The sequence below is a fragment of the Rhizobium sp. BK661 genome (assembly GCF_024808825.1).
Taxonomy (GTDB): Bacteria; Pseudomonadota; Alphaproteobacteria; order Rhizobiales; family Rhizobiaceae; genus Rhizobium.
On the sequence record NZ_JANTYT010000030.1, the window covers coordinates 22,992 to 49,870 of the forward strand.

27 protein-coding genes are annotated in these 26,879 nt (G+C 57.2%); 12 read left to right on the top strand and 15 right to left on the bottom strand.

All coding sequences use genetic code 11. The features are described from left to right. Nucleotides 1–634: 634 nt before the first annotated feature. Nucleotides 635–1,141 (top strand): hypothetical protein, encoded by a 507-nt coding sequence (locus FHX16_RS29515; protein WP_246720214.1) that lies wholly within the window; start codon nt 635–637, stop codon nt 1,139–1,141. Nucleotides 1,142–1,183: 42 nt separating this feature from the next. Here the strand turns inward: FHX16_RS29515 and FHX16_RS29520 are convergent, their stop codons facing one another. Next, on the bottom strand, nt 1,184–1,924 hold the full coding sequence (locus tag FHX16_RS29520; protein WP_310503162.1) for an invasion associated locus B family protein: 741 nt from the start codon (nt 1,922–1,924) through the stop codon (nt 1,184–1,186). A 78-nt stretch (nt 1,925–2,002) separates the two neighbouring features. Here FHX16_RS29520 and FHX16_RS29525 point away from each other — a divergent pair, with 78 nt between their 5' ends. The 6 genes from FHX16_RS29525 to FHX16_RS29550 all read left to right on the top strand — a co-directional run bounded on the left by FHX16_RS29525 (nt 2,003) and on the right by FHX16_RS29550 (nt 8,892). Continuing rightward, nucleotides 2,003–2,323, top strand: a complete 321-nt coding sequence (locus tag FHX16_RS29525; protein WP_183758776.1) for a hypothetical protein — start codon at nt 2,003–2,005, stop codon at nt 2,321–2,323. Between the two features lie 276 nt (nt 2,324–2,599). Beyond that, complete coding sequence (locus tag FHX16_RS29530) at nt 2,600–3,445, top strand: CsgG/HfaB family protein (protein WP_183758774.1); 846 nt, start codon at nt 2,600–2,602, stop codon at nt 3,443–3,445. A gap of 332 nt (nt 3,446–3,777) precedes the next feature. After that, nucleotides 3,778–7,497 carry a hypothetical protein gene (locus FHX16_RS29535; RefSeq protein ID WP_259131848.1) on the top strand — a complete coding sequence of 1,240 codons (3,720 nt, stop codon included), beginning with the start codon at nt 3,778–3,780 and terminating at the stop codon, nt 7,495–7,497. A 125-nt stretch (nt 7,498–7,622) separates the two neighbouring features. Next, nucleotides 7,623–7,964, top strand: a complete 342-nt coding sequence (gene csgH, locus FHX16_RS29540) for a curli-like amyloid fiber formation chaperone CsgH (RefSeq protein ID WP_183758770.1) — start codon at nt 7,623–7,625, stop codon at nt 7,962–7,964. Between the two features lie 16 nt (nt 7,965–7,980). After that, on the top strand, nt 7,981–8,580 hold the full coding sequence (locus FHX16_RS29545) for a hypothetical protein (RefSeq protein ID WP_259131850.1): 600 nt from the start codon (nt 7,981–7,983) through the stop codon (nt 8,578–8,580). Nucleotides 8,581–8,613: 33 nt separating this feature from the next. After that, complete coding sequence (locus FHX16_RS29550) at nt 8,614–8,892, top strand: curli assembly protein CsgF (RefSeq protein WP_183758766.1); 279 nt, start codon at nt 8,614–8,616, stop codon at nt 8,890–8,892. On the opposite strand, the gene FHX16_RS29555 is transcribed toward FHX16_RS29550, so the two are convergent. Next, nucleotides 8,893–9,279, bottom strand: a complete 387-nt coding sequence (locus FHX16_RS29555) for a hypothetical protein (protein ID WP_183758764.1) — start codon at nt 9,277–9,279, stop codon at nt 8,893–8,895. It abuts the gene before it with no gap. A gap of 781 nt (nt 9,280–10,060) precedes the next feature. Here FHX16_RS29555 and FHX16_RS29560 point away from each other — a divergent pair. Further along, a complete protein-coding gene (locus tag FHX16_RS29560) occupies nt 10,061–10,564 on the top strand; it encodes a hypothetical protein (protein ID WP_259131855.1) in 504 nt (167 codons plus the stop codon). A gap of 362 nt (nt 10,565–10,926) precedes the next feature. Here FHX16_RS29560 and FHX16_RS29565 read toward each other — a convergent pair whose 3' ends face one another. The 4 genes from FHX16_RS29565 to groES form a co-directional block, all read right to left on the bottom strand. Then, nucleotides 10,927–11,151: a hypothetical protein gene (locus FHX16_RS29565; protein WP_183758762.1), complete on the bottom strand. Its 225-nt coding sequence runs from the start codon at nt 11,149–11,151 to the stop codon at nt 10,927–10,929. Nucleotides 11,152–11,235: 84 nt separating this feature from the next. After that, nucleotides 11,236–11,433 carry a hypothetical protein gene (locus FHX16_RS29570; protein ID WP_183758760.1) on the bottom strand — a complete coding sequence of 66 codons (198 nt, stop codon included), beginning with the start codon at nt 11,431–11,433 and terminating at the stop codon, nt 11,236–11,238. Nucleotides 11,434–11,478: 45 nt separating this feature from the next. Next, nucleotides 11,479–13,107 (bottom strand): chaperonin GroEL, encoded by a 1,629-nt coding sequence (groL, locus tag FHX16_RS29575; RefSeq protein ID WP_259131857.1) that lies wholly within the window; start codon nt 13,105–13,107, stop codon nt 11,479–11,481. A gap of 38 nt (nt 13,108–13,145) precedes the next feature. Continuing rightward, complete coding sequence (gene groES, locus FHX16_RS29580) at nt 13,146–13,460, bottom strand: co-chaperone GroES (RefSeq protein ID WP_183758756.1); 315 nt, start codon at nt 13,458–13,460, stop codon at nt 13,146–13,148. Nucleotides 13,461–13,727: 267 nt separating this feature from the next. On the opposite strand from groES, the gene FHX16_RS29585 reads away from it, so the two are divergent. Further along, complete coding sequence (locus FHX16_RS29585; protein WP_183758754.1) at nt 13,728–14,015, top strand: hypothetical protein; 288 nt, start codon at nt 13,728–13,730, stop codon at nt 14,013–14,015. A gap of 392 nt (nt 14,016–14,407) precedes the next feature. On the opposite strand, the gene FHX16_RS29590 is transcribed toward FHX16_RS29585, so the two are convergent. Continuing rightward, entirely contained in the window at nt 14,408–14,701 is a 294-nt protein-coding gene (locus FHX16_RS29590) for a hypothetical protein (protein ID WP_259131861.1), read from the bottom strand. 245 nt (nt 14,702–14,946) lie between these two features. On the opposite strand from FHX16_RS29590, the gene FHX16_RS29595 reads away from it, so the two are divergent. Together FHX16_RS29595 and FHX16_RS29600 are read left to right on the top strand one after the other, a co-directional pair. Beyond that, on the top strand, nt 14,947–15,414 hold the full coding sequence (locus FHX16_RS29595; protein WP_183758746.1) for an Hsp20 family protein: 468 nt from the start codon (nt 14,947–14,949) through the stop codon (nt 15,412–15,414). A 46-nt stretch (nt 15,415–15,460) separates the two neighbouring features. Then, entirely contained in the window at nt 15,461–15,691 is a 231-nt protein-coding gene (locus FHX16_RS29600) for a hypothetical protein (protein WP_183865028.1), read from the top strand. 208 nt (nt 15,692–15,899) lie between these two features. On the opposite strand, the gene FHX16_RS29605 is transcribed toward FHX16_RS29600, so the two are convergent. The 8 genes from FHX16_RS29605 to FHX16_RS29640 form a co-directional block, all read right to left on the bottom strand. After that, nucleotides 15,900–16,730, bottom strand: a complete 831-nt coding sequence (locus FHX16_RS29605) for an MTAP family purine nucleoside phosphorylase (protein ID WP_183865029.1) — start codon at nt 16,728–16,730, stop codon at nt 15,900–15,902. A gap of 11 nt (nt 16,731–16,741) precedes the next feature. Continuing rightward, a complete protein-coding gene (locus tag FHX16_RS29610) occupies nt 16,742–18,037 on the bottom strand; it encodes an amidohydrolase (RefSeq protein ID WP_259131864.1) in 1,296 nt (431 codons plus the stop codon). Then, nucleotides 18,038–18,754, bottom strand: a complete 717-nt coding sequence (locus FHX16_RS29615; protein WP_183865031.1) for an MBL fold metallo-hydrolase — start codon at nt 18,752–18,754, stop codon at nt 18,038–18,040. Then, the gene (locus tag FHX16_RS29620; protein ID WP_259131866.1) at nt 18,754–19,608 is read right to left on the bottom strand and encodes an ABC transporter permease; all 855 of its coding nucleotides are present in this window, start codon (nt 19,606–19,608) and stop codon (nt 18,754–18,756) included. The genes FHX16_RS29615 and FHX16_RS29620 overlap by 1 nt, the downstream gene beginning before the upstream one ends. Next, on the bottom strand, nt 19,605–20,525 hold the full coding sequence (locus FHX16_RS29625) for an ABC transporter permease (RefSeq protein WP_183865033.1): 921 nt from the start codon (nt 20,523–20,525) through the stop codon (nt 19,605–19,607). Before FHX16_RS29625 ends, FHX16_RS29620 begins: the two co-directional genes overlap by 4 nt. Nucleotides 20,526–20,592: 67 nt before the next feature. After that, nucleotides 20,593–22,113, bottom strand: a complete 1,521-nt coding sequence (locus FHX16_RS29630; protein ID WP_259131868.1) for an ABC transporter substrate-binding protein — start codon at nt 22,111–22,113, stop codon at nt 20,593–20,595. 71 nt (nt 22,114–22,184) lie between these two features. Further along, the gene (locus tag FHX16_RS29635; protein ID WP_259131870.1) at nt 22,185–24,233 is read right to left on the bottom strand and encodes an alpha-amylase family protein; all 2,049 of its coding nucleotides are present in this window, start codon (nt 24,231–24,233) and stop codon (nt 22,185–22,187) included. After that, nucleotides 24,224–25,561 carry an amidohydrolase family protein gene (locus tag FHX16_RS29640; RefSeq protein WP_259131872.1) on the bottom strand — a complete coding sequence of 446 codons (1,338 nt, stop codon included), beginning with the start codon at nt 25,559–25,561 and terminating at the stop codon, nt 24,224–24,226. Before FHX16_RS29640 ends, FHX16_RS29635 begins: the two co-directional genes overlap by 10 nt. Nucleotides 25,562–25,974: 413 nt before the next feature. On the opposite strand from FHX16_RS29640, the gene FHX16_RS29645 reads away from it, so the two are divergent. Further along, nucleotides 25,975–26,862, top strand: a complete 888-nt coding sequence (locus tag FHX16_RS29645; protein ID WP_259131874.1) for a LysR family transcriptional regulator — start codon at nt 25,975–25,977, stop codon at nt 26,860–26,862. Nucleotides 26,863–26,879 lie beyond the last annotated feature (17 nt).

A 26,879-nucleotide genomic window follows, 5' to 3' on the forward strand; every position in this document is an offset into this window, starting at 1 on the left:
CGGCACTCTAGCGGCCTGATCTTTCCCATTAGCGTTTTCGCTTCCTTTGCAGCAGTTCTCGTTCCTGAACACCAAAAAGACGCGATCTGCCGTCGAACTGGTGGTGACGTTCACCGCTATGCACTTAGCGTACGCTGGCGTACGGGATCATTTATTGAACTCTAATTTACCGACGTTAGTATCCATTCTGTCTTCCGTGCTCGGGAGGCAATCGAAAGTCCCAAGCGTGGAGATCATGATAGGTTCAAGGTCATTGCGGGGAGCGCCGCTTCGTCGATTTCGTACTTGTCTACGATGGTGCGAAAAGTCAGCGCGGGGCAGCCTGCTGCCTCGACAACACCGCTGACTTGGTGGGCCCGGCGCGAGGGGCATGGCGCCGGGCCGCATCTATTCTTAGCATCAACCGACTTTGCTCGCCGTCTGGCGCGCGTTGATAAGGTCGGTTACTTCTGTCTTTTTCAGACAGACCAGGTTCTTTGCAACGGCTTGAGAACGTAGAACTGGGAAGCGAATGCCACGCGCTGACGATATCACTGGTCAAAGATACGGCCGCCTGATCGGACTTCGTCCAGATTGCGTAGCTGGTCGTCACAAACGCTGGATCTTTCGCTGCGATTGCGGAAACGAGCGTTCGATGTTCCTCTCTGCAGTAAAGAAGGGAGACAGCAAAAGTTGTGGATGCTTGCGCGCAGAACGTAACCGCGAGCGATCCTTGGTCCATGGGCACTCGGTCGGCTACAAACTCACGCCGACGAGACGTGCATATACGCAGGCTAAGAGCCGATGCAGAAATAAGTCGGATCCGTTGTACGAAAAGTTCGGGGGCGCAGGCATCAAGATGTGCGCGCGCTGGGCCGACAGCTTTTCAGCTTTCCTTGAAGACATGGGCGAGCGCCCTGACGGTACAGTGCTTGACCGTCTCGAAAAGACTGGCGACTTCGAGCCCGCCAACTGCATGTGGGCTTCCAAACGCAAGCCTGCGGCTTACGAGGACATTTTGGTGAGGTCGCGGGGTTCCGATATCTCTGTTTTGGAGCTGGCAAAGGTCCACCAGGTCAATGTTAAGCAGCTCTGGACCCGCATCAAGTTTCTAGAAGAAGACGCCGATGAAGCGATCAGACGAATAAAGCAAGTGCAGTGACCGACGTCGTACCGCCGCACAGAAACTGATAGGGCCAGCGCTTTAGCGCGCACGCTCTGAGCGCAACATCTCGTCAAAGGTTTTGGTGAAGCCATCAAGGGACTGCTTGATGGCGATCTCCTTGCCGTCAGGTGTCGCAACGCTGACCGTTGCTTCGGGTTTTTCCTTCATCGTTGCAACAAGCTTGTCCGGGACCATACCTTCTACAAGGCATCCCTGCGGAGTGCATCGGCTAAGCGGCAGCGTTGTCGTGTAGCCGTCGAGATCGAATTTTACGCCGGGCGAAAGCGCGATACCAAGGGGGACCGCGATCTGGGCAGCGATCTGCTTGCCATCCGCCGCGACGGCGAGACTCGTCACGAGAACTATAGATTTACCGTCAGGCGAAATTACGCTGCTGCTCGCCTGGCACTTCTTTTGCTGTGGCGTCAGTTGTGTGCATTGAAGCTCCCAGACCCCGGTCCTGGAAACGGACAGGTCTGACCGTGGGGGTTCAGCGGCCGCCTGCTTCGGTTGGGCGGCTGTCTGCGCGGGTGCCGCCTGTGCAGGCTTCGGCCGTCGGCTGTTAATGTCGCCGTTCGATTGTGATTCCGGCTTTTCCAGCACTGGGGTTCCTATCGTCGAGCGCGATGCTGGCGTGGAGAAAAGGGGACCGGGTGCCGAATCCTGCCCAGACGACGCACCTGTGCTCAAGACATACGAAATGAGCGCAAGACCTGCTGCCGCTTTCGCAACCGCGTTCATGGGAAAATCCTCCTGCTGTATTGACAGTGTGTGTTCCATGGATCTTTTCTTGAGTCAAATCGCCTCTTCAGTTTTAAGTTGCGATCCGAACTGCGTTTTACTGAGTGAGAAACCCGCATGACTTCCAAGGCCATCCTGTGCATATCGGCGACGGTATTTCTGCTCGCCGCAAACGCGGAAAATACCGTGATGGCGCAGGCCTATATCAATCAGGTTTCGCCTGGCGAACGTGGCGTATATGTGCCCCAAGCTCCAGCAGATGCGCGGCCTCGTCCCCCTGAGATTCCTCGGAAACCGAAGCCGCGAATCGCAAAGCGCGCTGCCGCCCCAGCACGTGCGAATCCGTACCCTTCCGTGGGGCGCGGCACGTCTGCGGTGGTCATGAGCACGGCGATCAGCCAATGGCCGACCGTTGGTGCCGGCGTCGTTAATCAGTAAGCAGGTTATTACCAACCATTTCTGGTGAGGTATTTTTGCACCTTGCTTATCTTTTCGACTAATAGATGAAAAAATCATCTTCCGTCTTTTGCTGTCTTTCCGTTAATAGCCGACGAAAGTCCGTTATCTCATAAGGATAGCGAAATACAATCACTGCAACGCGGTGCGTTAATTATACACGTTAACGTCACTTAAACATTCGGTTTGCTTGTTCGAAGAGTAACGGAATAAGCATATCCGAACAAACTGCAGTCGCGTTACGTGGGCGAGGGGAATATGAAAGTTCAAGCGGTTTCGCTGCTCTTGAGCAGCATTTTGTTGGCGGGATGTCAGACGGGCCAGCATCTGAATACCCCGGCAGCCGCGTTGACATCCGCCACCAAGACAACCGCCAAGGTCGTCACATTGCCGTTGCCAGAAACTCCCGTCGATGTCGCGGTCTATGATTTCCCAGATCTGACGGGTCAGGCAAAGCCCAACGACAGCTTTGCCGAGTATAGCCGAGCGGTTACTCAAGGCGGCGGATCGATCCTTATCGACGTGTTGAAAAAGACCGGAAACGGACAGTGGTTCCGCGTTGTCGAGCGATCGGGACTGAAGAACCTGGTCCAGGAACGGACGCTCATCGAAAACACGCAGAAGTCGTATCGCCAGCCGGTCGGATTGCCTCCTGTACGCTTCGCGGGCCTTATTCTTGAAGGCGGCATCGTTGGTTACGATTCGAACGAACTGACGGGCGGTGCGGGCGCGCGCTACCTCGGTATTGGCGGCGATGTTCAATACCGATCCGACGTGGTTACCGTCAGCTTGCGCGCAGTCAGCGTCCAGACGGGTGAGGTGCTCGCATCCACCACTACGACCAAGCAGATTTATTCGGTTCAGGTCAGGGGCAGCGCATATAAGTTCGCGACGGCTAACGAATTGCTTGAAGTCGAACTGGGTCAGGCTCGCAATGATCCGGGCGCTCTCGCTGTCCGCGAAGGCATCGAGCTCGCTGTCGTTTCGCTTGCCGTCGACGGTGTTCGTCAAGGCCTCTGGCACCTCAGGGACAGATCACAGGAAGCGCAATTCCTCGCCGAATTCGAGAAGAAGTATCTCGATCGGCCGCTTTCGAGTTCATGACATAAGTCATGATTGCGGGCGGCTTTGTTGCCCGCCAGTTTCAGACTTTTGTAACCGCGAATCACTTGCTTCGCGGGTATTGTCGTTTCCGGAAGTGGAAGTATAAATTTGGTTCAGATAGTAAGGTCTGAATACAATTTGCCGTAGCTTGCTGCCGAGACGGTTGTATTTGCCGACCAAATTTGGGTTGTTCTTCGTACATCTTAACCAAATGTAAGTAAGCACTGACAAGAGCCTTGCTCATACAATGTTGGCACGCTAATTAACGCTGCGTTAATCAATTGTATCTCGGGGAGCTGGGGAAGCTGCTTCGAGTCTTTGGGGAGTTACTCATGGCGTTTAGACTAAAGCGATCGGCACTCCTGGCTGGGGTCGCCGTTATTGGACTGGCTAGCGGCGCGGCGGCAGAAGACGTCACGGCAAACGAAGCATTTATCGGCCAGCTTGACAGCAACAACTATGCCTACCTTTCCCAGGCAGGCGAAAACGGCGCAACTGGTGGCACGAACCAGGGCTTCATCTATCAGTACGGAAACGGCAACGTATTCCTTCCTGTAGTGAACGGGTCGCCCAGTGACGCGCAGCGCGGCAACAACGACCTCGGCGTGATGCAGTTCGGCACGGGCAACTTCGTCGGCGGCGTCTTCTATCAGGAAGGCAAGAACACCGCAGGCATCGCACAGTTCGGCTCCGGCAACTCGGTTGACCAGTTCCGTCAGACGGGCGCAAACCGCGCTGCGATCTTCCAGGGCGGCAGCAAAAACCTTGCCCGCACCGACCAGTTCGACGGCACCAACGACTCCGGTATCGTTCAGTTCAGCCCGGAAGACGCCGCCGCTGGCAACTTTGCCTACAACAAGCAGGACGGTTCGAACGGCTCTTACGCTGGTACTCTGCAGTTTGGCACTGAGAATTCGGCCGTGAACTCGCAGAAGAACGAGAAGACCTCGCGCGTCGGCGTCATCCAGTTCGGGTCGCAGAACGGCGCTCTCAACCAGCAGAGCGGCGGTGAAGACAACGAAGCCAACATCTTCCAAAACGGCGGGCGTAACGTCGCGACCAACACGCAAATTGGCGGTTACGACAAGCAGGCCGGTATCATCCAGGACGGAACCGCGAACGTAGCTGCGAACACTCAGACTATTCATTCTGGTGGCTATCCGGGCAGCGATCTGAACGCAGGCATCGCCCAGTTCGGCGACTCCAACGTTGCGGCCAACACGCAGTTCGGCGCTGAAAACAACGCTGGCATCATCCAGGACGGCGACGGCAATATCGCTGGCAACACTCAGGTCGGCGGCGATCTCAACGCTGGCATCCTCCAGAAGGGTGACTACAACACAGCTTACAACAGCCAGAACTCGGGCGGCAGCGATGCTGGTATTGCGCAGTTCGGGAAGGGCAATCAGGCATCGAACACCCAGGATCAAGGTGTATCGAACGCTGGAATTCTCCAGCTCGGTGCCAACAACGTTGCTAGTAACATTCAGATCCGCGGCAGCGCTCCGGGCCACAAGAATGAAGCAGGCATCTTGCAGGATGGCGAAGCCAACCATGCCAGTAACTCCCAGACGGATGGCTACGAAAACCAGGATGGCATTGCCCAGTTCGGAGATCTGAACACCGCTGGCAATACGCAGACCGGCGGCTACGCGAACGACGCCGCCACACTGCAAGTTGGCAACAACAACGTCGCATACAACACGCAGACCGATACCGTCGGCGTGACCTCGGGTCCGTCCAGCGACGCTGCAATCGGCCAGTTTGGCAATGGCAACACCGCCTTCAACGACCAGCGCTTCGGCGGCGACAACTCCGCGGGCGTCCTTCAGGTCGGCGGCCAGAACAATGCTGGAAACCTGCAGATCGACGGCGAGCATAACACTGCTCGTATTCTCCAGGGCGGCACTGGCAACCGGGGCAGCAACGCCCAGACCGCCGGCAGCGATGCGACGGCAAACATCGCACAGTTCGGCGACTGGAACGTTGCCTCCAACTCGCAGACCAACGTCGATCCGACTTCGGCATCGATCCTGCAGGCTGGCTCCGGCAACATCGCGGCCAACGACCAGGCAAAAGTAACTGACTCCGATGCCTTCATCGGTCAGTTCGGCAAAAGCAACGTCGCAACGAATGCGCAAAAAGCTCAGAGCGACAATGTGAAGGCGGCGGTTCTGCAGGTTGGCGAAAACAACCACGCCAGCAACACGCAGGGTTCTATAGTCCCATATTCTATCGACATCGAGAAACAGAGGGTCGTCACTGACCGGCTGCTTGGGGTGCCGGTTGCTTGGGATAACTTCGCTGCGGCTACGATATCAGGTTCCGGCGAAGCCGCCGCCGTAGATTCGAATGCCGCTGTCGCGCAGATCGGTAATGGCAATCAGGCGTCCAACCTGCAAACCGGAAAATTTACGCCGGCAATCTCGACCTACACTACAACCCATCAGAAGACCGCGGTCACCTACATTGGCCCGACCGGTGGATTGAAGGAAATTATTGGTAGGGCGATCCCGAGCAATTATGCTGAAAGGCCTGTTGCAGGACAGAGTGGCCCGGTTACCCTTCCAGTCCCGGCCGAATACGCTTCGGCAGGCTCGAACATTCCAACGGTTGCTTCCAACGCAATTGTCGGCCAGTTCGGTGACAATAACGTTGCTGCCAACACCCAGATCGCGACCAACGGCACGGACGCCGCCTCCATCCAGGTTGGCAACGGCAACGCAGCACTGAACAACCAGACCCTGACGAACGGTGCGAAGGCTGCAAACCTTCAGATCGGCAATGGCAACTTTGCTGACAACGAGCAGGTTGCTGCCAAGGACTCAAATGCTGCAACTGTTCAGGTTGGCAATGGCAACGCGGCTGTGAACTCGCAGACTGCGACGGTTGCGTCTAGCGCGACTGTGGTTTCGGTTGGCGATTGGAACAAGGCTTCCAACGTCCAGACGGGTACCACCGACGTTAACGCAGGTGTTGTTCAGGTTGGCGACGCCAACACGGCCGCTAACGTTCAGACGGACAGCGAAAGCTCGACCACTCTTGCTGTTCAGCTGAGCGATGGCAACACCGCGGCGAACACCCAGGATGGCGTTTCGAATGCCTTTGCGTCCACCCTTCAGTTCGGCGGTTCGGCCAACAGGGCTGCCAACCTCCAGCAGAACGGCAGCTCGAACGTCGCAGCTCTCATCGTTCAGGACGGCAACGGCAACAACGCCGCCAACGTTCAGGGTGCTGAGGTTGCCACCCTGACAACCCCCTTCGGTTCGACCAAAGCGGATGCCCCGGCAGTTGCTTCGGCAGCTGCGATTGTTCAGACAGGCGACAACAACACCGCGGCCAACGTCCAGGGTGGAGGAGTATCGCTCGGCTCTATCGGTCCGGTTAGCGCTGCTCTTGCACTGCCGACCGCTGCATCGGTCGCCGGCATCGTTCAGGACGGTAACGGCAACAACGCCGGAACGGTCCAGATCGCCTCGATCGGCGCAATCTCGGGAACGGTTCAGATTGGTGACCTGAATACGGCATCGACTTCCCAAACCGTTGTTGCGGGTGATGCTGCGGTCACCCTTCAGAAGGGGAACCGCAATAGCTCCGCTACATCGCAGACTGGAGACCTTCTGAGCCTTGCACCGTCGACGCTGTCGCTGGCAAGCACGGTCCAGATCGGTGACGACAACACGTCTGTCACGGCTCAGGGCGCTGGTTCTGGTAACGTCGCTGGCACCATCCAGGCAGGCACCCGCAACAATGCTGGCACCATCCAGTCGGGTAACAGCCAGTCGTCGTTGATCTTCCAGGGCGGCAGCGACTCGCTCGCAAGCGTTCTCCAGCAGGGTGGCACCCAGACTTCGCTCGTCGCGCAGGCTGGTGACTACTCGAACGCTTGGATCAGCCAGTCCGGCAGCGGCAACAACTCGGCCGTCTTCCAGCTTGGCGTCGGTTCCGGCAACGCGGCGAACAATGCCTTCGTCTCGCAGTCTGGCAGCAACAATGCCTCGGCTGTTGTCCAGGTCGGTCGCGGCAACACCGCCATCGTCAAGCAGAACTAAAAGAACAGTGGCGCGCCCTCGGGCGCGCCACCTTCGTCGGGGGTCACATGCTCACGTCCGGGAAAAACATCGTCTCCGTCTTTGGCATGACACTCCTCAGTTCGACTTTCGCTTGGGCAGCATCGATGAGCTACGAAACTGTGAATGGGAAAATCTCTGACACCCGCATTTCCGAGTGCGGAGTTCGCGTCCTCTCGGGCGAGTCGGCCCTGATCGTTCCGTTTCTCAAGGCGACATCCGACTTCGATGGATCGTATGAGATCGCGGTGACGAAACGATCGTCTTCCGGATCGTCTCAGACCCGTCAGGCGAATCGCATTCAAGGTGGCACGATTGGGTCGGCACAGGTTGCCGTAGACGTGCCTTCGCAAGTTCAGTTGGAAATGACGGTACGCGATCGTAGCGGGCAAAGTGCCTGTGTTCTCGAACACACCTTCGATTTCAGCGCCAAGCCTCTTAAAATATAGGATTCAGGTGAACAGCATGCTCTCCACTGCAAAACCTCTTGCTCTGTTGGCCGCCGGCGCGATCACCGTCGCAGCTTGGGCCGGATCTGCAGCCGCAGCGGAACCGCTGTTGCTGGATTCGTCAGCCGCAGCGCCTATCGTCGGGTCGCTGATGGAGCCAATTCAGCCGTACGTCGCCGGAAACGGCGGATCGACGTCATCCATCCTGCAACTGGGCGACGGCAATGCCGCCGACATCTCCGTTTCGGGCTCAGCCAACTTCTCCTCTATCCAGCAGTCCGGTCAAAACAACCGCGCCATACAGAGCATCGAAGGCAATAACTCGGCGCTTCTGCTCGTTCAGGGTGGCAAGAACAACTCCGTCGTCCAAGCTGCCAAAGGCGACAACGACTTCCAGCTTGTTGGCGTCTCCGGTTCGAACAACCAGGTTGCCTACGTTCAAGTAGGAGACAACCTTGCCGGAGCTCTCGACGTTCGCAACGCCCAGAACACCACGGTGGTCGCTCTGCAGACGCCCCAAAGCGGTCGCTACCTGATGCCCACAGGTTTGAACGGAATAAAGAACGCAACCGTTGTGGTTGTCCCGGGAAGAATGTATGTCTTCCCCAAGAATTGATTAGTATTCATCACCGAGAAGCGGAGAAATTTTATGCGTGTTTCCAAGGTGCTGCTGGTCGGAGCATTCGTGTGTTCGTCCGTTTCCTTCGCGGCCGCCTCACAGCTTAACTACCAGCCGATCAACCCTTCCTTCGGGGGCAACCCGCAGAACGGAAGCTGGCTGCTGTCGCAGGCAAGTGCACAAGGTAAGGCTGCCGAAGGCTCTTCCAGCCCGAGCTTCTCGATCGATTTTCCGGACTTCGGAAGCACGACCGAGACGCCTAGCACAACGCTGCCTGACACCAACAACAATAGCGGTACGGGCAACTAATCAGCGTTGGCGGATAACTGCCACGTTGTTGCGGCCCTGTTGCACGACGACCGCGCGATGTCCGCCACCGAACTGCTCGATGGACGCGGTGTTCATCGAGCCAGACTGCATGATCAGTCCGACGTTGCCGGAGCCTGTCTGATCGATCGTCGCCGAATTCAACACACCGACTTGAATCGCGCTGGCGAGGTTGCCCGACGACGGAGCAGAGGGCAGGGCGGTTAGCAGCTTTGCTGCTCCGTAAGCGGGCTCAAGGAGGGACGCGGTGGACGAGTAGGAGCCCGACGTACCGGAAGCCTGCTGAATGTAAGCAGGCGACATTAATTCCGATGCCGACGCGCCTCCAGCCATCAATACGAACATCCCAGCTACGACACAGTTACGCATAACGCCTCTCCTTTGTTGTTGATGTGACAATAGGCGACGGCGGTTGAAATGTGCCAAAGATACTTGGTAACCGCTTGAAGTTTATTACATTTCAAAGTTGAAGGAACTAATTCGCGGACTGTTAACTTTCAATCGGGCAATCTTGGCCGCGATTCACGCCGCCCTCGACGTGGCCCAGGGCGTCCCAGATTCTTCGGAACGCCGGCAGGGGGAGAAAATCGCACGCCCGCGTTTTTTTCTCATGATGGTTTCTGTCAATCGTTTTCCGATAGAGCGTTTTGAGTCGATAGGCATCGCAGGAAAGGTATCGTCTCGGGATCAGCGAGCGTGTAAAAGCTGTTACGGCCGGCCGACGACAGGAAACAATACCGTCTGCTCTCAAAAGCGAAACCCCGACCCCGTCGAGATGATGATATCTTCCAGGTCATCGCAGGGAACTCCACCTGTTGACGACGCCTGAGTTTGCGGTGGTGCGAACAGTCAGCGCTGGGCAGCCTGCTGCACGGACCAACACCGCTGAATGGGTGGGGCCCGGCGCAAGGGGCATTGCCCCGGGTCGCATCAATTCCTGAGAGCAAGCTCTCTGTCCTCCGTCCGGCGGGCATTGAAAGCCACCTCGTGATGCTTTTGTCGGTTGAGAACACAGGAATGGAAGGGAATGCCACGCGCTGACGATATTACCGGTCAAAGATACGGCCGCCTGACAGGGCTCCGTCCCGATAGCGTGCCTGGCCGTCACAAGCGCTGGATCTTTCGGTGCGATTGCGGCAACGAGCGTTCTATGTTTCTTTTTGCCGTAAAAAAGGGAGACAGCAAAAGTTGCGGATGCCTGCGCGCAGAACGCAACCGGGAGCGATCCCTGGTTCATGGACACGCGGTTGGCCATAAAGTCACTCCGACGAGACGTGCGTACACGCAGGTGAAAAGCCGATGTGAAAACAGAGCCGATCCGCTTTACGGGAAGTTCGGTGGGGCAGGTGTCAAACTGTGCCCGCGCTGGGCTTCATTTTCAGCTTTCCTTGAAGACATGGGTGAGCGTCCTCCCGGTACGGTGCTCGGCCGTCTCAAAAATACGGGAGACTTTGAGCCAGCCAACTGCATATGGGCGTCCAAACGCAAGCCGGCGGCTTATGAGAACATTCTGGTGAGATCGCGGGGCGCCGATGTCTCTGTCCTGGAGCTTGCAAGGCTCCACCAGGTCAATCCAAAACAGCTCTGGACCCGCATCAAGTTTCTCGAAGAGGACGCCGACGAAGCGATCGAGCGACTAAAACACGAGCAGTAACCAGACTGACGTTCGAGGAGCCAAATCCGCCGGGCAGCCGGCTGATTGGCGGCGGGCCTCAATCGACTTCAGCCGTGCAACCTTTTCTCTCCATGCTCCGCTTCAGCTTCTCTCGGTGCTAATTGTCGCTCGGCAGCTTGCCGCCAATGACGTTGCGCTCCTGCAAGGCAAGCGTTGCCAATCCCATATTGTTCCATTTCCCACCCCACCGCCGTGGGCGAACGCTGAACTGGGGTCGATCGCGATGAAAACGGCAAGGATCAAGCCAGCGGTCGTCGACACAAGGCCCCCGTCGAATGTTGGCCTATCATACCTTCCAGGACCAAGCTTCGAAAGCTGTCGGCCGAGGGTACCATTGTCGATTAACGGGATCGACCCTCGCATTTGGAGGTCGCTTTTGCCGGATGGCGGGGGCGAGCCGCGGGCCAGTGAACACCAGGCTTGCAGGCCTTTTGCGACAATTTCTGCGCCTTGAAAGGAACCTCTATCTTTTTTTTGGTGATAATGGAGCGGTAATGGTCCAGGATGTAGGAGGCCGAAAGCGCATCAGTCAGCACGTTGCGACTTATCCAATTGGTGCCGTTCATGTTCATTTCGTCTGTCCCAAAAACCTTCAGTGGCTATGAAAATTTTCAGGTGGAAGCGCCCGACAATTTCCCGGGCGCTCCCGATCATATGGTGGTTTCGGCCTTCATGGCCGCTACCAGATCCTCATGCGTGCGCATGCCTTTGTTGAAAAGATCGGCAACGGTTGCCATGATCCTGGCCACCGCAGCCCCATCCTTTTCCACCCCGCGTTCGCGTGCGACCGTCTTTACGGCATCTACACAAAGGCGGAGTTCTTCTCTAGTCAGAAGACGCGTCGTCATTCCTTCCTCCAGGACGCTCGCCTAACGACGGCATGAGCAGCTCTCCTAGAAGCCCATTCCGGCGCCTGCGGGCAGCGCTGGAGCGGCTTCATCCTTTGGCTTCTCGGCAATCATTGCCTCTGTCGTAATCAACAGGCCCGCAACCGAAGCGGCATCCTCAAGCGCGGTGCGGACAACCTTGACCGGATCAATCACGCCTTGGCCATAGAGGTCGCCGAACTCGCCCGTCTGTGCGTTCCAGCCGAAGGAGAAGCCCGTCTGTTCGCGGAGTTTTCCGACGATGACCGAACCCTCGGCGCCAGCGTTTTCTGCGATCTGCCGGACGGGAGCCTCGATGGCACGCCGGATAATATCGACCCCCACGCGCTGGTCGCGGTTGGCTGTCTCAAGGCCCTCGAGAGCCTTGACGGCGCGCAGCAGTGCAACGCCGCCGCCGGGAAGAATTCCTTCTTCAACTGCGGCACGGGTCGCGTGAAGAGCATCGTCTACGCGGTCCTTCTTCTCCTTGACCTCTACCTCTGTCGAACCGCCAACACGAATGACGGCAACGCCACCGGCAAGCTTTGCAAGGCGTTCCTGCAGCTTTTCCCGGTCGTAGTCGGAGGTCGTTTCCTCGATCTGAGCCCTGATCTGTGCGACGCGCCCATCGATCTCGGCTTTTGATCCGACGCCGTCGATGATCGTCGTGTTCTCCTTCTCGATGGTGACCTTTTTCGCACGACCAAGCATGTTCAGGGTGACGTTCTCCAGCTTGATACCAAGATCCTCCGAAACCGCCGTTCCGCCGGTGAGGATCGCGATATCCTCGAGCATGGCCTTGCGGCGATCGCCGAAGCCCGGAGCCTTGACGGCAGCGATCTTCAGGCCGCCGCGCAGCTTGTTGACGACGAGTGTCGCAAGAGCTTCACCTTCAACGTCTTCAGCGATCACGAGGAGCGGCTTGCCCGACTGTACGACGGCTTCGAGGACCGGGAGCAGGGACTGCAGGTTCGACAGCTTCTTCTCGTGAATGAGGATGTAAGGCTCCTCGAACTCAACACGCATCTTCTCAGGGTTGGTGACGAAATAGGGGCTGAGATAACCGCGGTCGAACTGCATTCCCTCAACGACCTCGAGTTCGGTATCGGCAGTCTTGGCTTCCTCAACGGTAATGACACCTTCGTTACCGACCTTCTGCATTGCCTCTGCGAGGAAGCGACCGACTTCGGAATCGCCGTTGGCGGAAATGGTTCCGACCTGAGCGATTTCCGAGTTGTTGGATATCTTTCGCGCGTTGGTCTTCAACTCATTGACCACCGCATCGACAGCCAGATCAATGCCGCGTTTTAGATCCATCGGGTTCATGCCGGAGGCGACAGCCTTGGCGCCCTCGCGAACGATGGCCTGTGCGAGAACGGTTGCGGTCGTCGTTCCGTCTCCCGCCAGATCGTTCGTCTTTGATGCTACCTCACGCAGCATTTGCGCGCCCATGTTCTCGAACTTGTCTTCCAGTTCGATTTCCTTGGCAACTGTTACCCCATCCTTGGTGATGCGGGGCGCGCCGAACGACTTGGAGATGACGACGTTGCGTCCCTTGGGACCAAGGGTCACCTTGACAGCGTCTGCAAGTGTATCGACGCCGCGCAGCATGCGGGTGCGCGCATCAGTGCTGAACTTGATTTCCTTTGCAGCCATCTTTCTAACTCCCAGATAGCAATTGACCCAACTGCGCCTTAAGCGGCCTGCTTCTGCTCGCTGTGAATTTCGATAATTCCCAAAACGTCGCTTTCTTTCATGATCAGAAGGTCTTCTCCGTTGATCTTGATCTCGGTGCCGGACCACTTGCCAAACAGGATGCGATCCCCCGCTTTTACGTCGAGTGCCTGAATTTGACCTGCCTCGTTGCGAGCGCCGGTGCCAACGGCGACCACTTCTCCCTCCTGGGGCTTTTCCTTGGCTGTGTCGGGGATGATAATGCCGCCCCTGGTCCTTTCTTCAGACTCGACGCGGCGGACCAGGACACGGTCATGCAGTGGACGGAATGACATGTTTTCCTCCTTGGACAAACGATCATGTTTTGAAACCCTTGCCGGACCGGATGGCCAGTCCGGGCGGGTGCGAAGCCTCGAAGAGCACCTCGCGGCAAAGATTTATTTTGCTATTTTTCGGCTTTCAAGATGGTCTCGAAAAAATTTTGGCACTCATGTCCAACGAGTGCCAGCCGCCCTCTTGATCTGTAAATTCTCGGTTCCTAGGTTGTGGCCGCGGTTTTCACGGGAGGCCGCGCGGCTTCACGTCAATGGAGTGAGACAAGCATGAATACAGAAGGCGACATGAGGGCGCTCAGTGTCGAGGAGCGCGAGGAAATCTTCATCGATATCGCGCGGCAGCTGGATCGTACCGCCCTGGAATCTATGGTGGAAGGCAACCGGAAGTTCGCGATGGTCTCGAAGAACATGGCCGATGCGATCTTCATCAGCGCCGATGAACTGGCCCGCGACGAAAGTCATACTCCTTTTCATGTCATGAAACAGGCGAGGGAACTCGTCCGCCAGTTCGAGGCCGTCCACCCTCACCGCATGCGCAGTCACGCCATCCACTAGGGTTCACGTAGAACCGCCGCCATCGGCAGCTTCGCTGCGTTGGAGAGCCTGAAGCGCTTCCTTAGCCTCGCGATCGATTTGCCTTGCGCCTCAGGAAAGGGCGGCCTTCAAGATCTTGCGCCGCCCCTAAATACGAGTGCTCCTAGTGAAGGAAGGTCCTCTTGGACGTTTTTTCGACGATTGCTTCTACCGCGCCGATGAGGCGGCTCGCCCGTCTTAGGACAACGACTCCACGCTGGTCGACGCCGATCCGGTCCGCCAAGGCCTCGATTGCTCGAGCGACATTATTTAGCTTGGCGCCAAGGTCGGCCATATCAAACCGGTACGCTTGTCGGGCAAGACGGTACAGGCAATCCGCATAGCGGGACGCGACAATCATTCGGCCGCCGATCTCATCGACACGGGGACCGTTTCCAGCCGCCATCGAGGGCCTTGAGAGCCTTGAGGATGTCGTCATAGCGCACAGGTTTCCTGACCCCCGGTGGGCGCCGCAGTTGCGGCGAGGAGTCGACAGCAAAGAGATCGGAAGCCCAGGAAGCAAGGATGGCCCGCTTTTCGCTGTCGCATAGCGCGGTTGCGAGGATGTCGCGCGGGTGATCATAGGACTGTTTCCTGTCAAGGATCCGATTTGTGCCCGGCTTCTCCGAGGCACGAGGGTTGAGTTGATCGTTCCTTTCAGTCGTCATCTTCGTTTCTCCTAAAAACCTTCATCAAGGGAGTGAAAATCTCCAGGCAGAACTGAGATTGTTTCAACGATTTCATCGTTCAAGAGGTCGGTTTCGCCGTTGTAAAAAAAATTTTGTGAGCCATCTTGAATCTGCAAATCCCCCAAACCAGATCAATTTCGCCGGCCGCCTGAAAGGGGCCGGCAGCGTCGGAGGCGCCCGACTTGCGCGTCTCCATTCCAACTCGCTTTACGGAGGTTTTGGTTATGAGAAACGAACTCGACTTTACACCGCTTTTCCGATCCAGCATCGGCTTTGACAGGGTGTTCAATCTTCTTGCCAACTCGCAGCGCGTTCAGGGGATAGAAACCTGGCCGCCATATGACATCCTGAAGACGGACGAGGATGGCTACCGGATCCAGATGGCGGTCGCGGGCTTTTCCGATGGTGATCTTGACATCACGCAGGAACGCAACGTTCTCGTGGTGAAGGGTCAGAAGGCGGAAGACAGTGGCGGCGAATACCTCCACCGAGGGATCGCTGGCCGCGCCTTCGAACGACGCTTCGAGCTTGCCGATCACGTTCGCGTTGAAAATGCAACGCTGACAAATGGTCTCCTCAGCATAGACCTGAAGCGAGAAATTCCCGAGGCCATGAAGCCGCGCAAGATTGCGATTGGCGCAGAAACTGCGCCTCACTCGCTGCAGATCGACGCCGAAAAGCAAGTCGCGTAACTGGGGGGGGCGGGAGCGTCGCGATTGCGGCGCTCCCTTTGCAGCGATGAAGACGATTGACGTTCGAAAGCCAAATACGTTTGACGCCCGGGATCTTGCCGCCTGTCAGCCGGTGTTCAACCAGGTGCTTACAGAAGGTGGTCTAGAAAAGGGGTCGGAAGAAGCGGATCGCATAGCAGCGATCCTTGTGACACTTTACCGCGAGGGAGTGCGCGATCCGGCGCATCTGGCAATGATGGTGCGAACTGCACGGGGATTGCTTGAGACGCGGCATTGACTTTGAAGGGCACAACGGCGCTACAAGCGAATTTGACCATCTGAGGCATAACATCTGGGGTGCGATGGCCAGTCGTGGCGTCGCCAAGGTCGAAGAGCGGCGCGAACCGATCACTGACGAACCCCCAGGCGGGATCGTCGACAAGCCCTCGAATCCGAGGAAGATTGGAGAGCGCTGCTGAAACGCGACGGTCACGCCCGAGGTGAACTCAAGCGATCTTCCGTTTCAGCCATGTCGGCGGGGTTCCATGAAAGCCTCCGTCGAGAGCGTGCGAGCAACCGCATGTCCGATCGGTTGAAAGCCCTGAAATTGCTTCTATCAGTGTCTTTTCAATAAGGTCGTGGAGACCTTCTTTGTAGTAGATTTCGTTCATGCTGCCGGGTCCAAAGTGAACCACCGCTGGTGCCATCCCCGAACCAAAATTGATAACTGGTGCTATCGACGCGAAGCACAGTTCCGCTTCGCGCGCGAAGATAACCTCTGGCACAAGCGGCGTGCCGACTATGTCACCCCCGTCGCGTTGATAGGAGCGAATTTCTGCGGGCGTTTCGAAACGGGGACCTTCGGTGCAAACAAAGGTGCCACGCTCGATGACGCGATTACTGTACTTGTTTGCGGCGGCGATCAGTTCCGTGCGAAGACGCGGGCAAAATGGATCAGTGAAGTCGACGCGCACCCAGCAATCGCTCTCGTCGAACAAGGACTGGGCGCGCGACTTCGTCTTGTCGAGGAAGTCATCGGAAATGACGATATCACCGGGCCGAATGGCCGGATTGACGGAGCCGATGGCGTTCTGGGAAATGATGGCCTCGACGCCCAGTTCGCGAAACGCCCATATGTTCGCATGATAGTTTATCTTGTGACTGGGTACCGTCAGCTTTTCGCCATACCGCAGAATGACCGCCGTCTCGCGCCCGCCAATGGTTCCGAGCAGGACTTCGGCTTCACCCCACGGGGTCGAAACGGATTCCGACCGACGATTTTGAAGAAGGTTTTCGGAGGCAGCGCTCGTAAGCAGTCCGACTGGTGCTCTGTTCATACTCGATTCCCTCAATTGCATTGATAGTGACGATGGATCGTTGACCGCACCGCGGCTTCGTCGATCCTTGTTAATTTGCCTTCGTCGAACACGGTTTCCCCCGCGATCATCACTTTGCGGACGTGCTGCGGACCGGCGTGGTAGACGATGTCAGAAAGAGCTCTCTCGTAGGTCATTCCCAACGGGTGCTCCAAGGCGAGGACGACCAGATCGGCTTGCTTTCCGGGCTCCAGACTGCCGATCTCGCGATCCCATCCGAGGACCCGCGCTCCCTCGATGGTGGCCATCGAGAAGGCGTCCGCAGCGCCGAGGATCGAAGCATCAAGAGTTGTCGCGCGCTGGAGAAGGACCGACAGCTTCATCTCCTGAAAGATGTCCAGGCTGTTGTTCGAAAGGGTGCTATCGGTACCCAGTCCGACGGGCACGCCGCGCCGCCGCAGCGCCGGGATGGGTGCGACACCGCTCGCAAGCTTTGCATTGCTCGCGGGGTTATGAGCCACGCCAGCTCCGGTCGCAGCAAGGATGTCCATGTCGGCGTCATCGAGCCATACACAATGGGCAAGAATAGAGGTCCCATCGAGCACGCCGAGATCGTTGAGCCAGGCGACGGGTGAGCGACCATAGCGCTCCGCAATCAGATCGTTTTCAGCGAGGTTCTCCGCCACATGTATCGTGAAGGGAAGTCCGAGCGCCTCGGCCCCGCGCTTGACGGCCCTCAATAGCTCTGGCGTGCAGCTGTACGGAGAATGGGCCCCGAGATAAAAGCGGCACAGTCCGTTGCCCGCATTGTCCGAAATCGCTTGCCGTGTCTCCTCAAGCGCAAGCGGCCAATTGGGGCGGCCGTTGGGTCGAAGTTCGGGCGAGTTTGCAAGAGCGCCGCTTAACGACCTCATGCCAATTTCGCTCGCCACCGATGCGAAGACACCTGCACCGTACCGTGTACAGTCGCATGCGGTCGTAATGCCCGCGCGTATCATATCCATCGCAGCGAGGGTGGAGCCCCGCCGGTTGTCGTCGATTGTCAGGGATGCGGTATGCGGAGCAAGTGCCTTTGCCCATTGGAAAAGGTCGCCATCGTCACAGCAGCCACGGTGAGTGGAAAGCCCACCATGGGCATGGGTGTTGACGAGGCCGGGGATGACCACTTTCCCATTTTGATCATCTCTTGTTGCCCCAATCGCTACGTCCGGCAAGTCGCTCGATGGGCCGATCCATTTGATGGTGCTGCCCTCGACGAGGATCGCGCCGTCTGCGTAAAATCCACCAGGCAGGCCAGTGCAGATAAACGCATTGAATAGCAGCTTCATCTATCCGATCTCCATTTCATATAGTCTGTCGTCGATCGTGATCCGGATCTCCTCATGCAGACGGCCAGGCAGTACGACGGCTCCGTCGTGGATGCGGAAGGGAGCATCGTGACCAGGGACAATGATATCGGCCATACCGACGATGCGCTGAACACTCGCGGATGCGGCCTTTGCGTCAAACGAGCCAGCCGATACGCTGGTGGCAACTTCACCACGATGCTTCAAGGCATCCTGCGCCAGGACAACGCATTCGCCGTCGATCTGGAGGACAAGCGCGATGTGACCGCCAGTATGTCCCGGCGTTCTGATCATTCGAACTCCCGGCAGGATATCCAGCTCTCCGGAAACCACAGAGAGTTGCGGTCTGCGCAATAGTCCTTCCACCAGATACTTGGGAACAGCCCTGTCGTGCGCCCAATGCCTATCGAAGTAACTGAGTTCTGCCTCATGGATAACGATTTCGGCGTCCGGGAAGCACTCAGCGTTGGCGATGTGATCAAAGTGCAGGTGAGACAGAATGACTGTGCGAATGTCGCCAGCGTCGACCCCACGTTTGGCCAGTCCTTCAAGAATGCCAGGCCGATCACCCGCGCCGCCGGTGTCGAACAACGCATATCCTGCCCTGGTCTTCAGCAAGACCGTCGTGCTCCAGCCGAGGAAGCCTCGGCTGCATTTACCTGGAAAGCCTGAAAGAAGAATGTCGTATTGTGTTGTCATCAGGTTTCCACCTGCCGCAGGCGAGGATCGAGGAGGTCGCGAAGCCGATCGCCAATGAGATTGATACCGACGACCGTAAGGAAAATTGCAAAGCCCGGAATGGTCGCGACCCACCACGCATTGCCGATATAGTTCCGGCCCTCAGATATCATCGTGCCCCATGTTGGGGTTTCCGGTGGGACCCCAAGTCCCAGGAAGCTCAAGGACGATTCAAACAGGATCATCTTGGCGACAAGCAAGCTCGATATGACAATGATGGAGGACATCACATTCGGCAGAAGGTGCCTGATCAGGATCATTGGAGTTGATATCCCCATCGTTTGTGCTGCCTGAATGAACTCCCTTTCCCGCAAGACCAGGCATTCAGCCCTGACAACTCGGGCGTATTGCACCCAATTGGTGATGCCGAGAATGGCCACGATATTCCAGAGGCTGGGACCAACGACCGCTGCGACAGCAAGGGCCAATACGAGAAAGGGAATGGCAAGTTGTATATCGGTAGCGGCCATGATCACGCGCCCGGAACGGCGATCATCATATCCAGCCATCAGCCCTAATGTGACACCGATCGCACCAGAGATGACGACTGACGTCACTCCGACAATTAGCGAAACGCGAGCTCCTGCAATAACACGGCTGAGAACATCGCGGCCAAGGGCGTCGGTACCGAATAAGTGCATTCCATCGCCGTTTGACCAGAGCGGAGGTTTCAAACGCTGGAGAATTTCCTGCGCGTCAGGGTCGAAGGGCATGAGCCAGTGGCCAAAAACGGCGAGGAAGACGATGAGCAGCACGATGGCAAGCCCGAGGGCGGCAAGCGCGCTTCTTACGTAGCGTCTCAGAAATGCGGTCATTTGCCTTTCCTCAGACGTGGATCAAGGAAGCCATAAGAGAGGTCGACCAGAAGGTTTATCGAGACGATCGCGGTGGCCATGACGAGGACAAAGGCCTGTACGACCGTGAAGTCACGGTTTGAGATTGCCTGAATGGCAAGACGACCAATGCCGGGATAGGCAAATACCTCTTCGGTAATGACGGCCCCGCCCAGTAGCGCTCCCACCTGAAGACCAATCACGGTGAGGGTTGGGATCGCGGCATTGCGAAGGGCATGCTTCAGGACGATGCGCCGTTCGCTGACGCCTTTGCCCCGTGCTGTGCGAATATAGTCAGACTGCAAGACTTCGATCATGGACGAGCGGAGCAGGCGGGTGATGATTGCTGTCGAGTATGTCGCCAGCACAACTGCGGGCATGATCAGATGCCTAACACCACCACGACCCGACGGTGGCAGGATGTGAAATGTCTCCGAGAAAAGCAGGATCAGCATGATCGCCAGCCAAAAAGCAGGAAAGCTCTGGCCAATCAGAGATACCAACAGGCTAGCGCGGTCCGCGATCGAACCCCGCCATGCAGCTGCCACGATAGCCAATGGAATGGAGACCACAAGAGACAGCCCCAGCGCCATGCCACTGAGTTCCAGCGTCGCAGGGACGCGGTCGAGCACCAGTTGCATGGCCGGCTGCTCGTAACGGAGTGACATGCCAAAATCACCACGGAGCGCGCGGCCCAGAAAGTCCAGGTATTGTGCCCCCAATGAACGGTCGAACCCCATCAAGTGACGGAAGCGCGCAATTTCCTCCGCCGAAGCTTCCGGGGGGAGAAAGAGTGCCGAGGGATCGCCGCCAATCCTGATCAGGAAAAAGACGGCGATCGAAACCCCGAAGATTACGGCGATCGCGTATAATATTCGCGACAACAAGAAAGCGCTCACAACAGGTGGTTCCCTTGTGCTTGACGGGTCGCCATGGCTGGTTCATTTCCAGCCATGGCGGTTATCATTATTGGAAGCTGGCCTTGCGCAGGTCGATGATGCTGTCGGTGCGCGGCTTCCAGTTCAGGTTTGCACTGAGCCCATAAATCAGCGGCGGCTGGATCATGGGCAGGTGCGGAGCTTCATCCTTGATGATCACGGCGGCCTTCTCGTAGATCGACTTGCGCTCTTCGGGATTGATTGTCGAGGCGCCCTGATCCAGCAAAGCGTCCAGCTCGGGATTGCTGAAGTAGCTTTGATACTGGCCGGTCTTGAGGAGCGGATCCCAAACGAGGTTGGGGTCGCGTCCGCTCCAACCCGGGAACGTAATGCCCTCTCGGCCCTTTTTCTCGGAGATCTGACCCCAGACACCCGGCTCGAGATATTTGATCTCGGCCTTGATCCCGACCTTGGCGAGGAATCCAGCTGTTGCTTCCACGATCTCGGCGTCTTTGAGGAAGCGTCCCTTTCGCGTCATTAGCGGGATCGTGAAACCATCCGGGTAGCCGGCTTCGGCAAGCAGTTTCTTGGCCTTGTCCGGGTCGTAGGGATAGGGCTTCCAGTCTGGATTGTAGGCAAAGCCATTGGCGGGCAGTGTCAGCGCAATGCGATTGCCCATGCTATTCAGGAGCGCCTGCTGGATCGCATCGACGTCAACCGCATAGTTAATTGCCTGCCGAACCCTCTTGTCCTTGAGAGGGGTATCGCGCGTTGTGTCGAAAGCGAGAAAATATAGAAAGTCGCTTGGGACGGTCTCAATCTTGGTATCGCCGCTGGAGAGTGACGGGACATCCTCGGGAGGGATATCGGCAGCAAGACCGACCCCACCACTTGTGAGTTCAGCTATACGGGTGCGGGTTTCCTTTATGGGGCGGAAAACCACTTTGGCGATCTTTGGCTTGCCACCCCAGTAGTCGGGGTTCGCCTCGAGTTCGACCTCTTCGTCCTTCAGCCATTTGACAAATTTATAGGGGCCGGTTCCGACGGGGGTCGTCGCGAGGGCGTTGCCGCCATTCTCCTGGGTATGCTTCGGAGGCACAATAAGCGCCGCAAAAGAAGCCTCATAGAGCGATAGGAGCATCGTCGGGAACGGCTTTGCAGTCTTGAAGTCTACCGTGTAGTCGTCGACGACCACAACGGATTTGATCGCCGAAATACGCGAATAGTACGGGGCCTTGAACTTCGGATCGAGCGCACGGTCGAATGTGAACTTTACTGCCTCGGCATTGAAGGGTTCGCCATTTTGAAACTTAACGCCCTCGCGAAGTTTGAAGCGCCAAGTCAATGGATCGGGGTTGGTCCACGATTTCGCCAGAGCGGGAGCCATCTGGCCGTCGTCGCCCTGCGTAACGAGCCCATCATAAATCTGGAAGAGAATGTTTGCGGTCGGAAAGGCAGAATGCTTGGCAGGGTCCATCGAATAGGCGTCGGCCGGTTGCGCAACGACAAGCGTATCAGCTTCTTGAGCAGCCACTGGAAAAGGAGCGATCGCCAGCGATGTCGTCGCAAGTGCTGCTGTCAGAAAGGTTCGTCTCAGTATCTTGTTCATGGTTCACCTCATTTTGGTCTTGGTTATTATCTCGGAATTGGCTGCGATCTTCGGTGTCGCTTTGGCCTTGGCTAGGAACCGGACGGAAGGAGTGCAATCGCCATGAAGCCCTCAAGGCGATCGATGTGAAGTACCAGTTGGTCTCCATTCCGCCTCGAAGGGACTTCGCGACCGTCGCCGATCTGGACGGCGCGGCGCGCACCAGTCGTAACTGCCACGTCGAAGCCAGCCAGCGGCGTAAGTTCCGTCAGAACTTTCTGCCGGGCAGCCGCACCGTTTAAAAGATGAAGAATGTCCGTTTCACCGCGACGATAAAGGATTGTCTCAACAGCCGATGATCCCGATGTCTTCACCGGGGGCTCCCCTATGGCCGGTTCTGCCAGAGCCGCAAACAGAGTTCGATATTCCGGCATGGAGAATTGGTGATACAACGACCCGATGCGCCAAGGCAGCCAGGTTGCTCTACCCTTCCCAAATCGTCTCGCAATCACGCCTGGTGCTTTCCCGGGACCTTCGACAACCGTGAATTCAGGTGCGTTATTCGCATAGGGCCCAATCAGCCGAAGGCAATCGCTGTCATGCACCAAATCGACCGGCCAGAAGTCGCCCGCAGCTGCAATATGTGGAATCCCGCCGAACGCCTGAGAAATCTGCGGCGCGTCGAGATTGAAATAGGCGCCTGTTACATCAAGCGCATCACCCGGCAGGCTTGGGAGGCAGTTCAGTGCCGCGGTCACTTTCGCTCTGCCGTTGTCGTCAGTTCGGCCTGTATCGGCCGTAACGAAGATCTGCCCGCCAGCTGCAACGAAAGCATCGATCAGTTCTGCATCATCTTGCGATAGCGCCTCGACCGCGGGCAGGACGATTGCGTCGTAAACGGCAAGCTTCTTTCGGTCCAAGTTGCCAGCGACGAGGACATCGCAGGGGTATCGAAGATCGGCAAGAATTTCGAACAGCCCGCGAAACTCGGAGACATGGCCACGTCCATCAACCGCACCGGCCGCGCGCCCGTCGTCGCGTCCCCATAAACGGCTGTCTTCCGATTTGACGATCGCGACCTTTGCTGCAGACTGGAGGTCGCGATACCATTCCTCCGCCCGAAGCTGATAGTCACCGAAATCCCTCAGAGCGGGGACGAACCGCGTATCTGACTGACTGAGTAGTCCATTCACTGCCGGCGCAGTGTTTGCCCCGTGGGCAGCCGCCTGGATGAGGTTATGGACCAGACGAGCCGATGGCATTGAGGTTTGGCGGCTCGCAAAGACCTCGGAGCTCGTCTGTATGAGAATTGGCGCGGTCTCAGCCTTCAGGGCTTTGGCGGTCAAGGCTTCCTCCGCAGCCCAAAAATTCCACATCGGCTGCGGATCAACAGGATTTGGAATGACCGGGTTTGACACCTGCGAACTAATAACGTCAGAGATTTCAGCCATCCGTCGGATGTCCCAACCGTCATGCACATGGTGATAGGGCACGAGCGCAGCACTTTGGTGCCGCGCACGGATAAACCTCCTAACCCCTGCCATGTGGTCAGCGAGAAAGTTTTGCCGCCAACGCTCGTATCCGACTATACGAACACCTGAGCTTGGAACGGAACCACCTGTCGAGTCCCACACGATTTTGACGCAACGCGAACAAAAACAGCGTGGGACATGGAGGTAGTTGAAGAAGAAGCCGTCGAGTAGGGGATAACGGGTGATGATCTCATCGAGAATGGCGAATACCTCATCCTGCCAGAAAGGACCCGTCGCACAGATCTGGGGCATATCCCATACCTTCGAAACACTGCCGTCTTCTCGCCTGACGAACCAGTCTGGATGGTTGCTGTCCATCCCCGCGCGTCCCTTTGAGATATCCATCCGAACCAGGACTCGGATGTCATTCTGCTTGGCGGCATCGATCACGGTGCCCAAGAAATCAAACTCCAGATAGGGATTGATCGTCTGGGAAGTCCGCGCCGTCGGATACCAGGCCGAGAAGCCACCGCCCATGGCAATGTAGCCGCCAGCGCCGACCTCTGTCACCTCCGAGATCAGGGACTTGACATCAAGGTTTTTGGCATCCGACTCCCGCAAAAGGTGCTGGAAGAAGCGGATAGGGTTATTGGTCCATTCTAGTGACATGCGCATCCTCCGATCAGCCGAGCGCGCATGCGCATGATCGGCCTCTCAAGTTTGTTGGCAGATTCGTAGACGCTGGCATTGTCGCGCTTGCGACGGGCAGCCAGGTCTTCGGCTTCCTGCCAGACCGCCCTCTCATCGATGACTGTCGCCCGACCATCTCTTGCGAGGACGCGGCCGTGACACAGGGTCAGGCCATGAGACATTCCCGTCTCTGACAGCACTAGCTGACGGACAGGCTCCCTAAGTGGGACGAAAGATGGTGAGGCAAGACGGTAAAGCGTGAGGTCGGCTGAAAGGCCTTTCGCTATTCTGCCGATGTTGTCGCCGAGACCAATTGCGTCTGCACCGCCTGCCGTGCCCATTGCCAGGGCGCGGTCCGGCCCAATCCAATGGGACGGATCGGTCGACGCGAGATTGTGCAAGATTGCAGTCCATTTCATGGTTTCGAGCATGCTGCTTCCGTCATTGCAGCAGGTGCTGTCAGTTCCCAGGGCGACCCGGACTCCCCGATCGAGCATGGCGGGAAGCTTACAATAGCCACTGCCAAGCCGCGCGTTCGACACGGGATTGTGGACGATGCAGGCGTCGTGGCGCGCAATGGTCTCGATTTCGCTTTCGTTGACCCAGATGCAGTGGACGAGGTGTGTGCGCGAGCTCAAAAGCCCCAAGTCTGCAAGATGCGAAATCGTGCCATTCCGGTAGAGCTTGTCCCCCATGTGTCGCTGGACGTCTGTCTCCAGCACGTGCATGTGAAGGAGAGCATTCTTGCGCAGACTGAAGTCCGCCGCTTGCACCAACAACTTGTCGGAGCATCTCTGAGGCGCTGAAGGGCCGATAGCCACCCGAATCCGGCCATTTCCTCTTCCATGCCATCGCTCGTAGAAATCCTCGACGATCGCAATCTGTTCGGTGGCTGGCAAGGGCAGGCGTGTCCCGAAGTCCGACTGGTCCACGCCATCAAAATCCCTTGCCTCAAAGGGCATCGTGTCTACAACGGCGCGGTCTGAGACAATCGGAGCGATCGTCGCCCGCATGCCGCTGTCCAACCAAGCCGACGCGACCGCATCAAGCGCGTCCGCATTGATATCGGGAGAAATTCGAACGTGGTCGAGTACGGTAGTGGTGCCGTTTCGCATCATCTCGATCGCGCCCAGCAAGACAGAGAGGTAGACTTCTCTCAAACTGCGGTTTTCACGACCCGCTGACGACGACAATGACCAAAGTTCGAGTGGCAGGTTGTCTCCAGTCCCGCGAACCAGGTTATCTGGTGAATGAGAATGCGCATTGACGAAGCCGGGAACAACGAGCATCCCTGATGCATCAATCATCTCCATTTTGTCGGAGTTCGATACCCGGTCTTCATCAACCTCGAGCGCGGAGATTGTTCCATCGCGAATTTCGATTGAATGCCGTTTTGCGACCCAGGCACCTGAGTCCTGTGTAAGGCATAATGCATTTCTGAAATACATCGAGGACAAAGCGGGTTCCTATCGGCATGTTCCCTTGGCCGCTTGCGGGCTCTTATGTCCTAAGTCTTTCAGAGTATCGAATTAGGAGAATACGGCATTTTGGAAAAAATCATTTTCCCACAATCAAGGTGCCGCAGCGCATTTTTAGGCTTCCCACGGCACATCAATTGCTATGCTGTCCGCGTATTGGTCGGGAAACCAGTCGACTTGCTGCTGAATGACGGGTTTTTATGCGGTGCGCAACATAAATAGGCAGGGAACGTGACGGCATCGTGAACAAGTTCCAGGATATTTTGGCATTCGCCCGCGTGGCCGAACTCGGCAGCTTCACGGCGGCGGCTCGTGCGCTCTCCCTGACCACATCTGCGGTGACGAAGAGCGTAACACGCCTCGAGGAAGGGCTTGGACTACAGCTACTTCATCGGACAACACGGCGAATGCATCTCACCGAGACCGGCGCGGAATTCTATGAACGTTGTCGTGATATCCTCCAAGATCTCGAAACGGCCGAGAATGCGGCGCGCGAGAAGAACCTTCAGCCGCGCGGTAGCGTCCGTGTCGCCTTACCGCCATCCTTTGGGCGGAGGACCGTAATCCCTGCGCTTGAATCCTTCTACGAGCGTTATCCGGAAGTAACGCTAGATTTGTGTCTCAAACACCAGACTGCCAATCCAATTGACGGCGGATACGATCTGGTTGTTCATTCCGGTCGCCTTGCCGACTCCCGATTGATTAACCGGATCCTCGTGCGTGGCTCCCAAAAGACCGTTGCATCGCCACGCTACCTTGCGCGACACGGTATGCCACAATCCCCAACCGATCTCCAGCAGCACAACTGCATAGTCGGAGGCTTTGGTGCCAACTGGCATTTTCGCGGACTCGATGGCCAAGACCAGGTCATCCGAGTGGCCGGAAAACTGGTCACTGATAGCGGGGACATTCTGCGTGAAGCGGCAGTCGCCGGTCTCGGAATTTCTCAGGCGACCTGGTGGATCTTTCGCGATGACATCAATAACGGCGCGTTGATCCCGATGCTCGAAGATTTCGAGATCGAGGCTGATCCGATATCCATTGTCTTCCCGGCCCATCGCCGGACGCCGGCGAAAGTCAGGGCAGTCGTTGACTTCCTCTTGCAAATAACCCGTAGCAGCCAGAGTTGATCGAAGGAAAAGACATC

What these genes read in the sequence shown, in the direction of transcription:
- FHX16_RS29515 (WP_246720214.1), top strand. Translation starts at nt 635, where the DNA reads ATGTTCCTCTCTGCAGTAAAGAAGGGAGACAGCAAAAGTTGTGGATGC.
- FHX16_RS29520 (WP_310503162.1), bottom strand. Translation starts at nt 1,924, where the DNA reads ATGGAACACACACTGTCAATACAGCAGGAGGATTTTCCCATGAACGCG.
- FHX16_RS29525 (WP_183758776.1), top strand. Translation starts at nt 2,003, where the DNA reads ATGACTTCCAAGGCCATCCTGTGCATATCGGCGACGGTATTTCTGCTC.
- FHX16_RS29530 (WP_183758774.1), top strand. Translation starts at nt 2,600, where the DNA reads ATGAAAGTTCAAGCGGTTTCGCTGCTCTTGAGCAGCATTTTGTTGGCG.
- FHX16_RS29535 (WP_259131848.1), top strand. Translation starts at nt 3,778, where the DNA reads ATGGCGTTTAGACTAAAGCGATCGGCACTCCTGGCTGGGGTCGCCGTT.
- csgH (WP_183758770.1), top strand. Translation starts at nt 7,623, where the DNA reads ATGAGCTACGAAACTGTGAATGGGAAAATCTCTGACACCCGCATTTCC.
- FHX16_RS29545 (WP_259131850.1), top strand. Translation starts at nt 7,981, where the DNA reads ATGCTCTCCACTGCAAAACCTCTTGCTCTGTTGGCCGCCGGCGCGATC.
- FHX16_RS29550 (WP_183758766.1), top strand. Translation starts at nt 8,614, where the DNA reads ATGCGTGTTTCCAAGGTGCTGCTGGTCGGAGCATTCGTGTGTTCGTCC.
- FHX16_RS29555 (WP_183758764.1), bottom strand. Translation starts at nt 9,279, where the DNA reads ATGCGTAACTGTGTCGTAGCTGGGATGTTCGTATTGATGGCTGGAGGC.
- FHX16_RS29560 (WP_259131855.1), top strand. Translation starts at nt 10,061, where the DNA reads ATGTTTCTTTTTGCCGTAAAAAAGGGAGACAGCAAAAGTTGCGGATGC.
- FHX16_RS29565 (WP_183758762.1), bottom strand. Translation starts at nt 11,151, where the DNA reads ATGAACGGCACCAATTGGATAAGTCGCAACGTGCTGACTGATGCGCTT.
- FHX16_RS29570 (WP_183758760.1), bottom strand. Translation starts at nt 11,433, where the DNA reads ATGACGACGCGTCTTCTGACTAGAGAAGAACTCCGCCTTTGTGTAGAT.
- groL (WP_259131857.1), bottom strand. Translation starts at nt 13,107, where the DNA reads ATGGCTGCAAAGGAAATCAAGTTCAGCACTGATGCGCGCACCCGCATG.
- groES (WP_183758756.1), bottom strand. Translation starts at nt 13,460, where the DNA reads ATGTCATTCCGTCCACTGCATGACCGTGTCCTGGTCCGCCGCGTCGAG.
- FHX16_RS29585 (WP_183758754.1), top strand. Translation starts at nt 13,728, where the DNA reads ATGAATACAGAAGGCGACATGAGGGCGCTCAGTGTCGAGGAGCGCGAG.
- FHX16_RS29590 (WP_259131861.1), bottom strand. Translation starts at nt 14,701, where the DNA reads ATGACGACTGAAAGGAACGATCAACTCAACCCTCGTGCCTCGGAGAAG.
- FHX16_RS29595 (WP_183758746.1), top strand. Translation starts at nt 14,947, where the DNA reads ATGAGAAACGAACTCGACTTTACACCGCTTTTCCGATCCAGCATCGGC.
- FHX16_RS29600 (WP_183865028.1), top strand. Translation starts at nt 15,461, where the DNA reads ATGAAGACGATTGACGTTCGAAAGCCAAATACGTTTGACGCCCGGGAT.
- FHX16_RS29605 (WP_183865029.1), bottom strand. Translation starts at nt 16,730, where the DNA reads ATGAACAGAGCACCAGTCGGACTGCTTACGAGCGCTGCCTCCGAAAAC.
- FHX16_RS29610 (WP_259131864.1), bottom strand. Translation starts at nt 18,037, where the DNA reads ATGAAGCTGCTATTCAATGCGTTTATCTGCACTGGCCTGCCTGGTGGA.
- FHX16_RS29615 (WP_183865031.1), bottom strand. Translation starts at nt 18,754, where the DNA reads ATGACAACACAATACGACATTCTTCTTTCAGGCTTTCCAGGTAAATGC.
- FHX16_RS29620 (WP_259131866.1), bottom strand. Translation starts at nt 19,608, where the DNA reads ATGACCGCATTTCTGAGACGCTACGTAAGAAGCGCGCTTGCCGCCCTC.
- FHX16_RS29630 (WP_259131868.1), bottom strand. Translation starts at nt 22,113, where the DNA reads ATGAACAAGATACTGAGACGAACCTTTCTGACAGCAGCACTTGCGACG.
- FHX16_RS29635 (WP_259131870.1), bottom strand. Translation starts at nt 24,233, where the DNA reads ATGTCACTAGAATGGACCAATAACCCTATCCGCTTCTTCCAGCACCTT.
- FHX16_RS29640 (WP_259131872.1), bottom strand. Translation starts at nt 25,561, where the DNA reads ATGATTGATGCATCAGGGATGCTCGTTGTTCCCGGCTTCGTCAATGCG.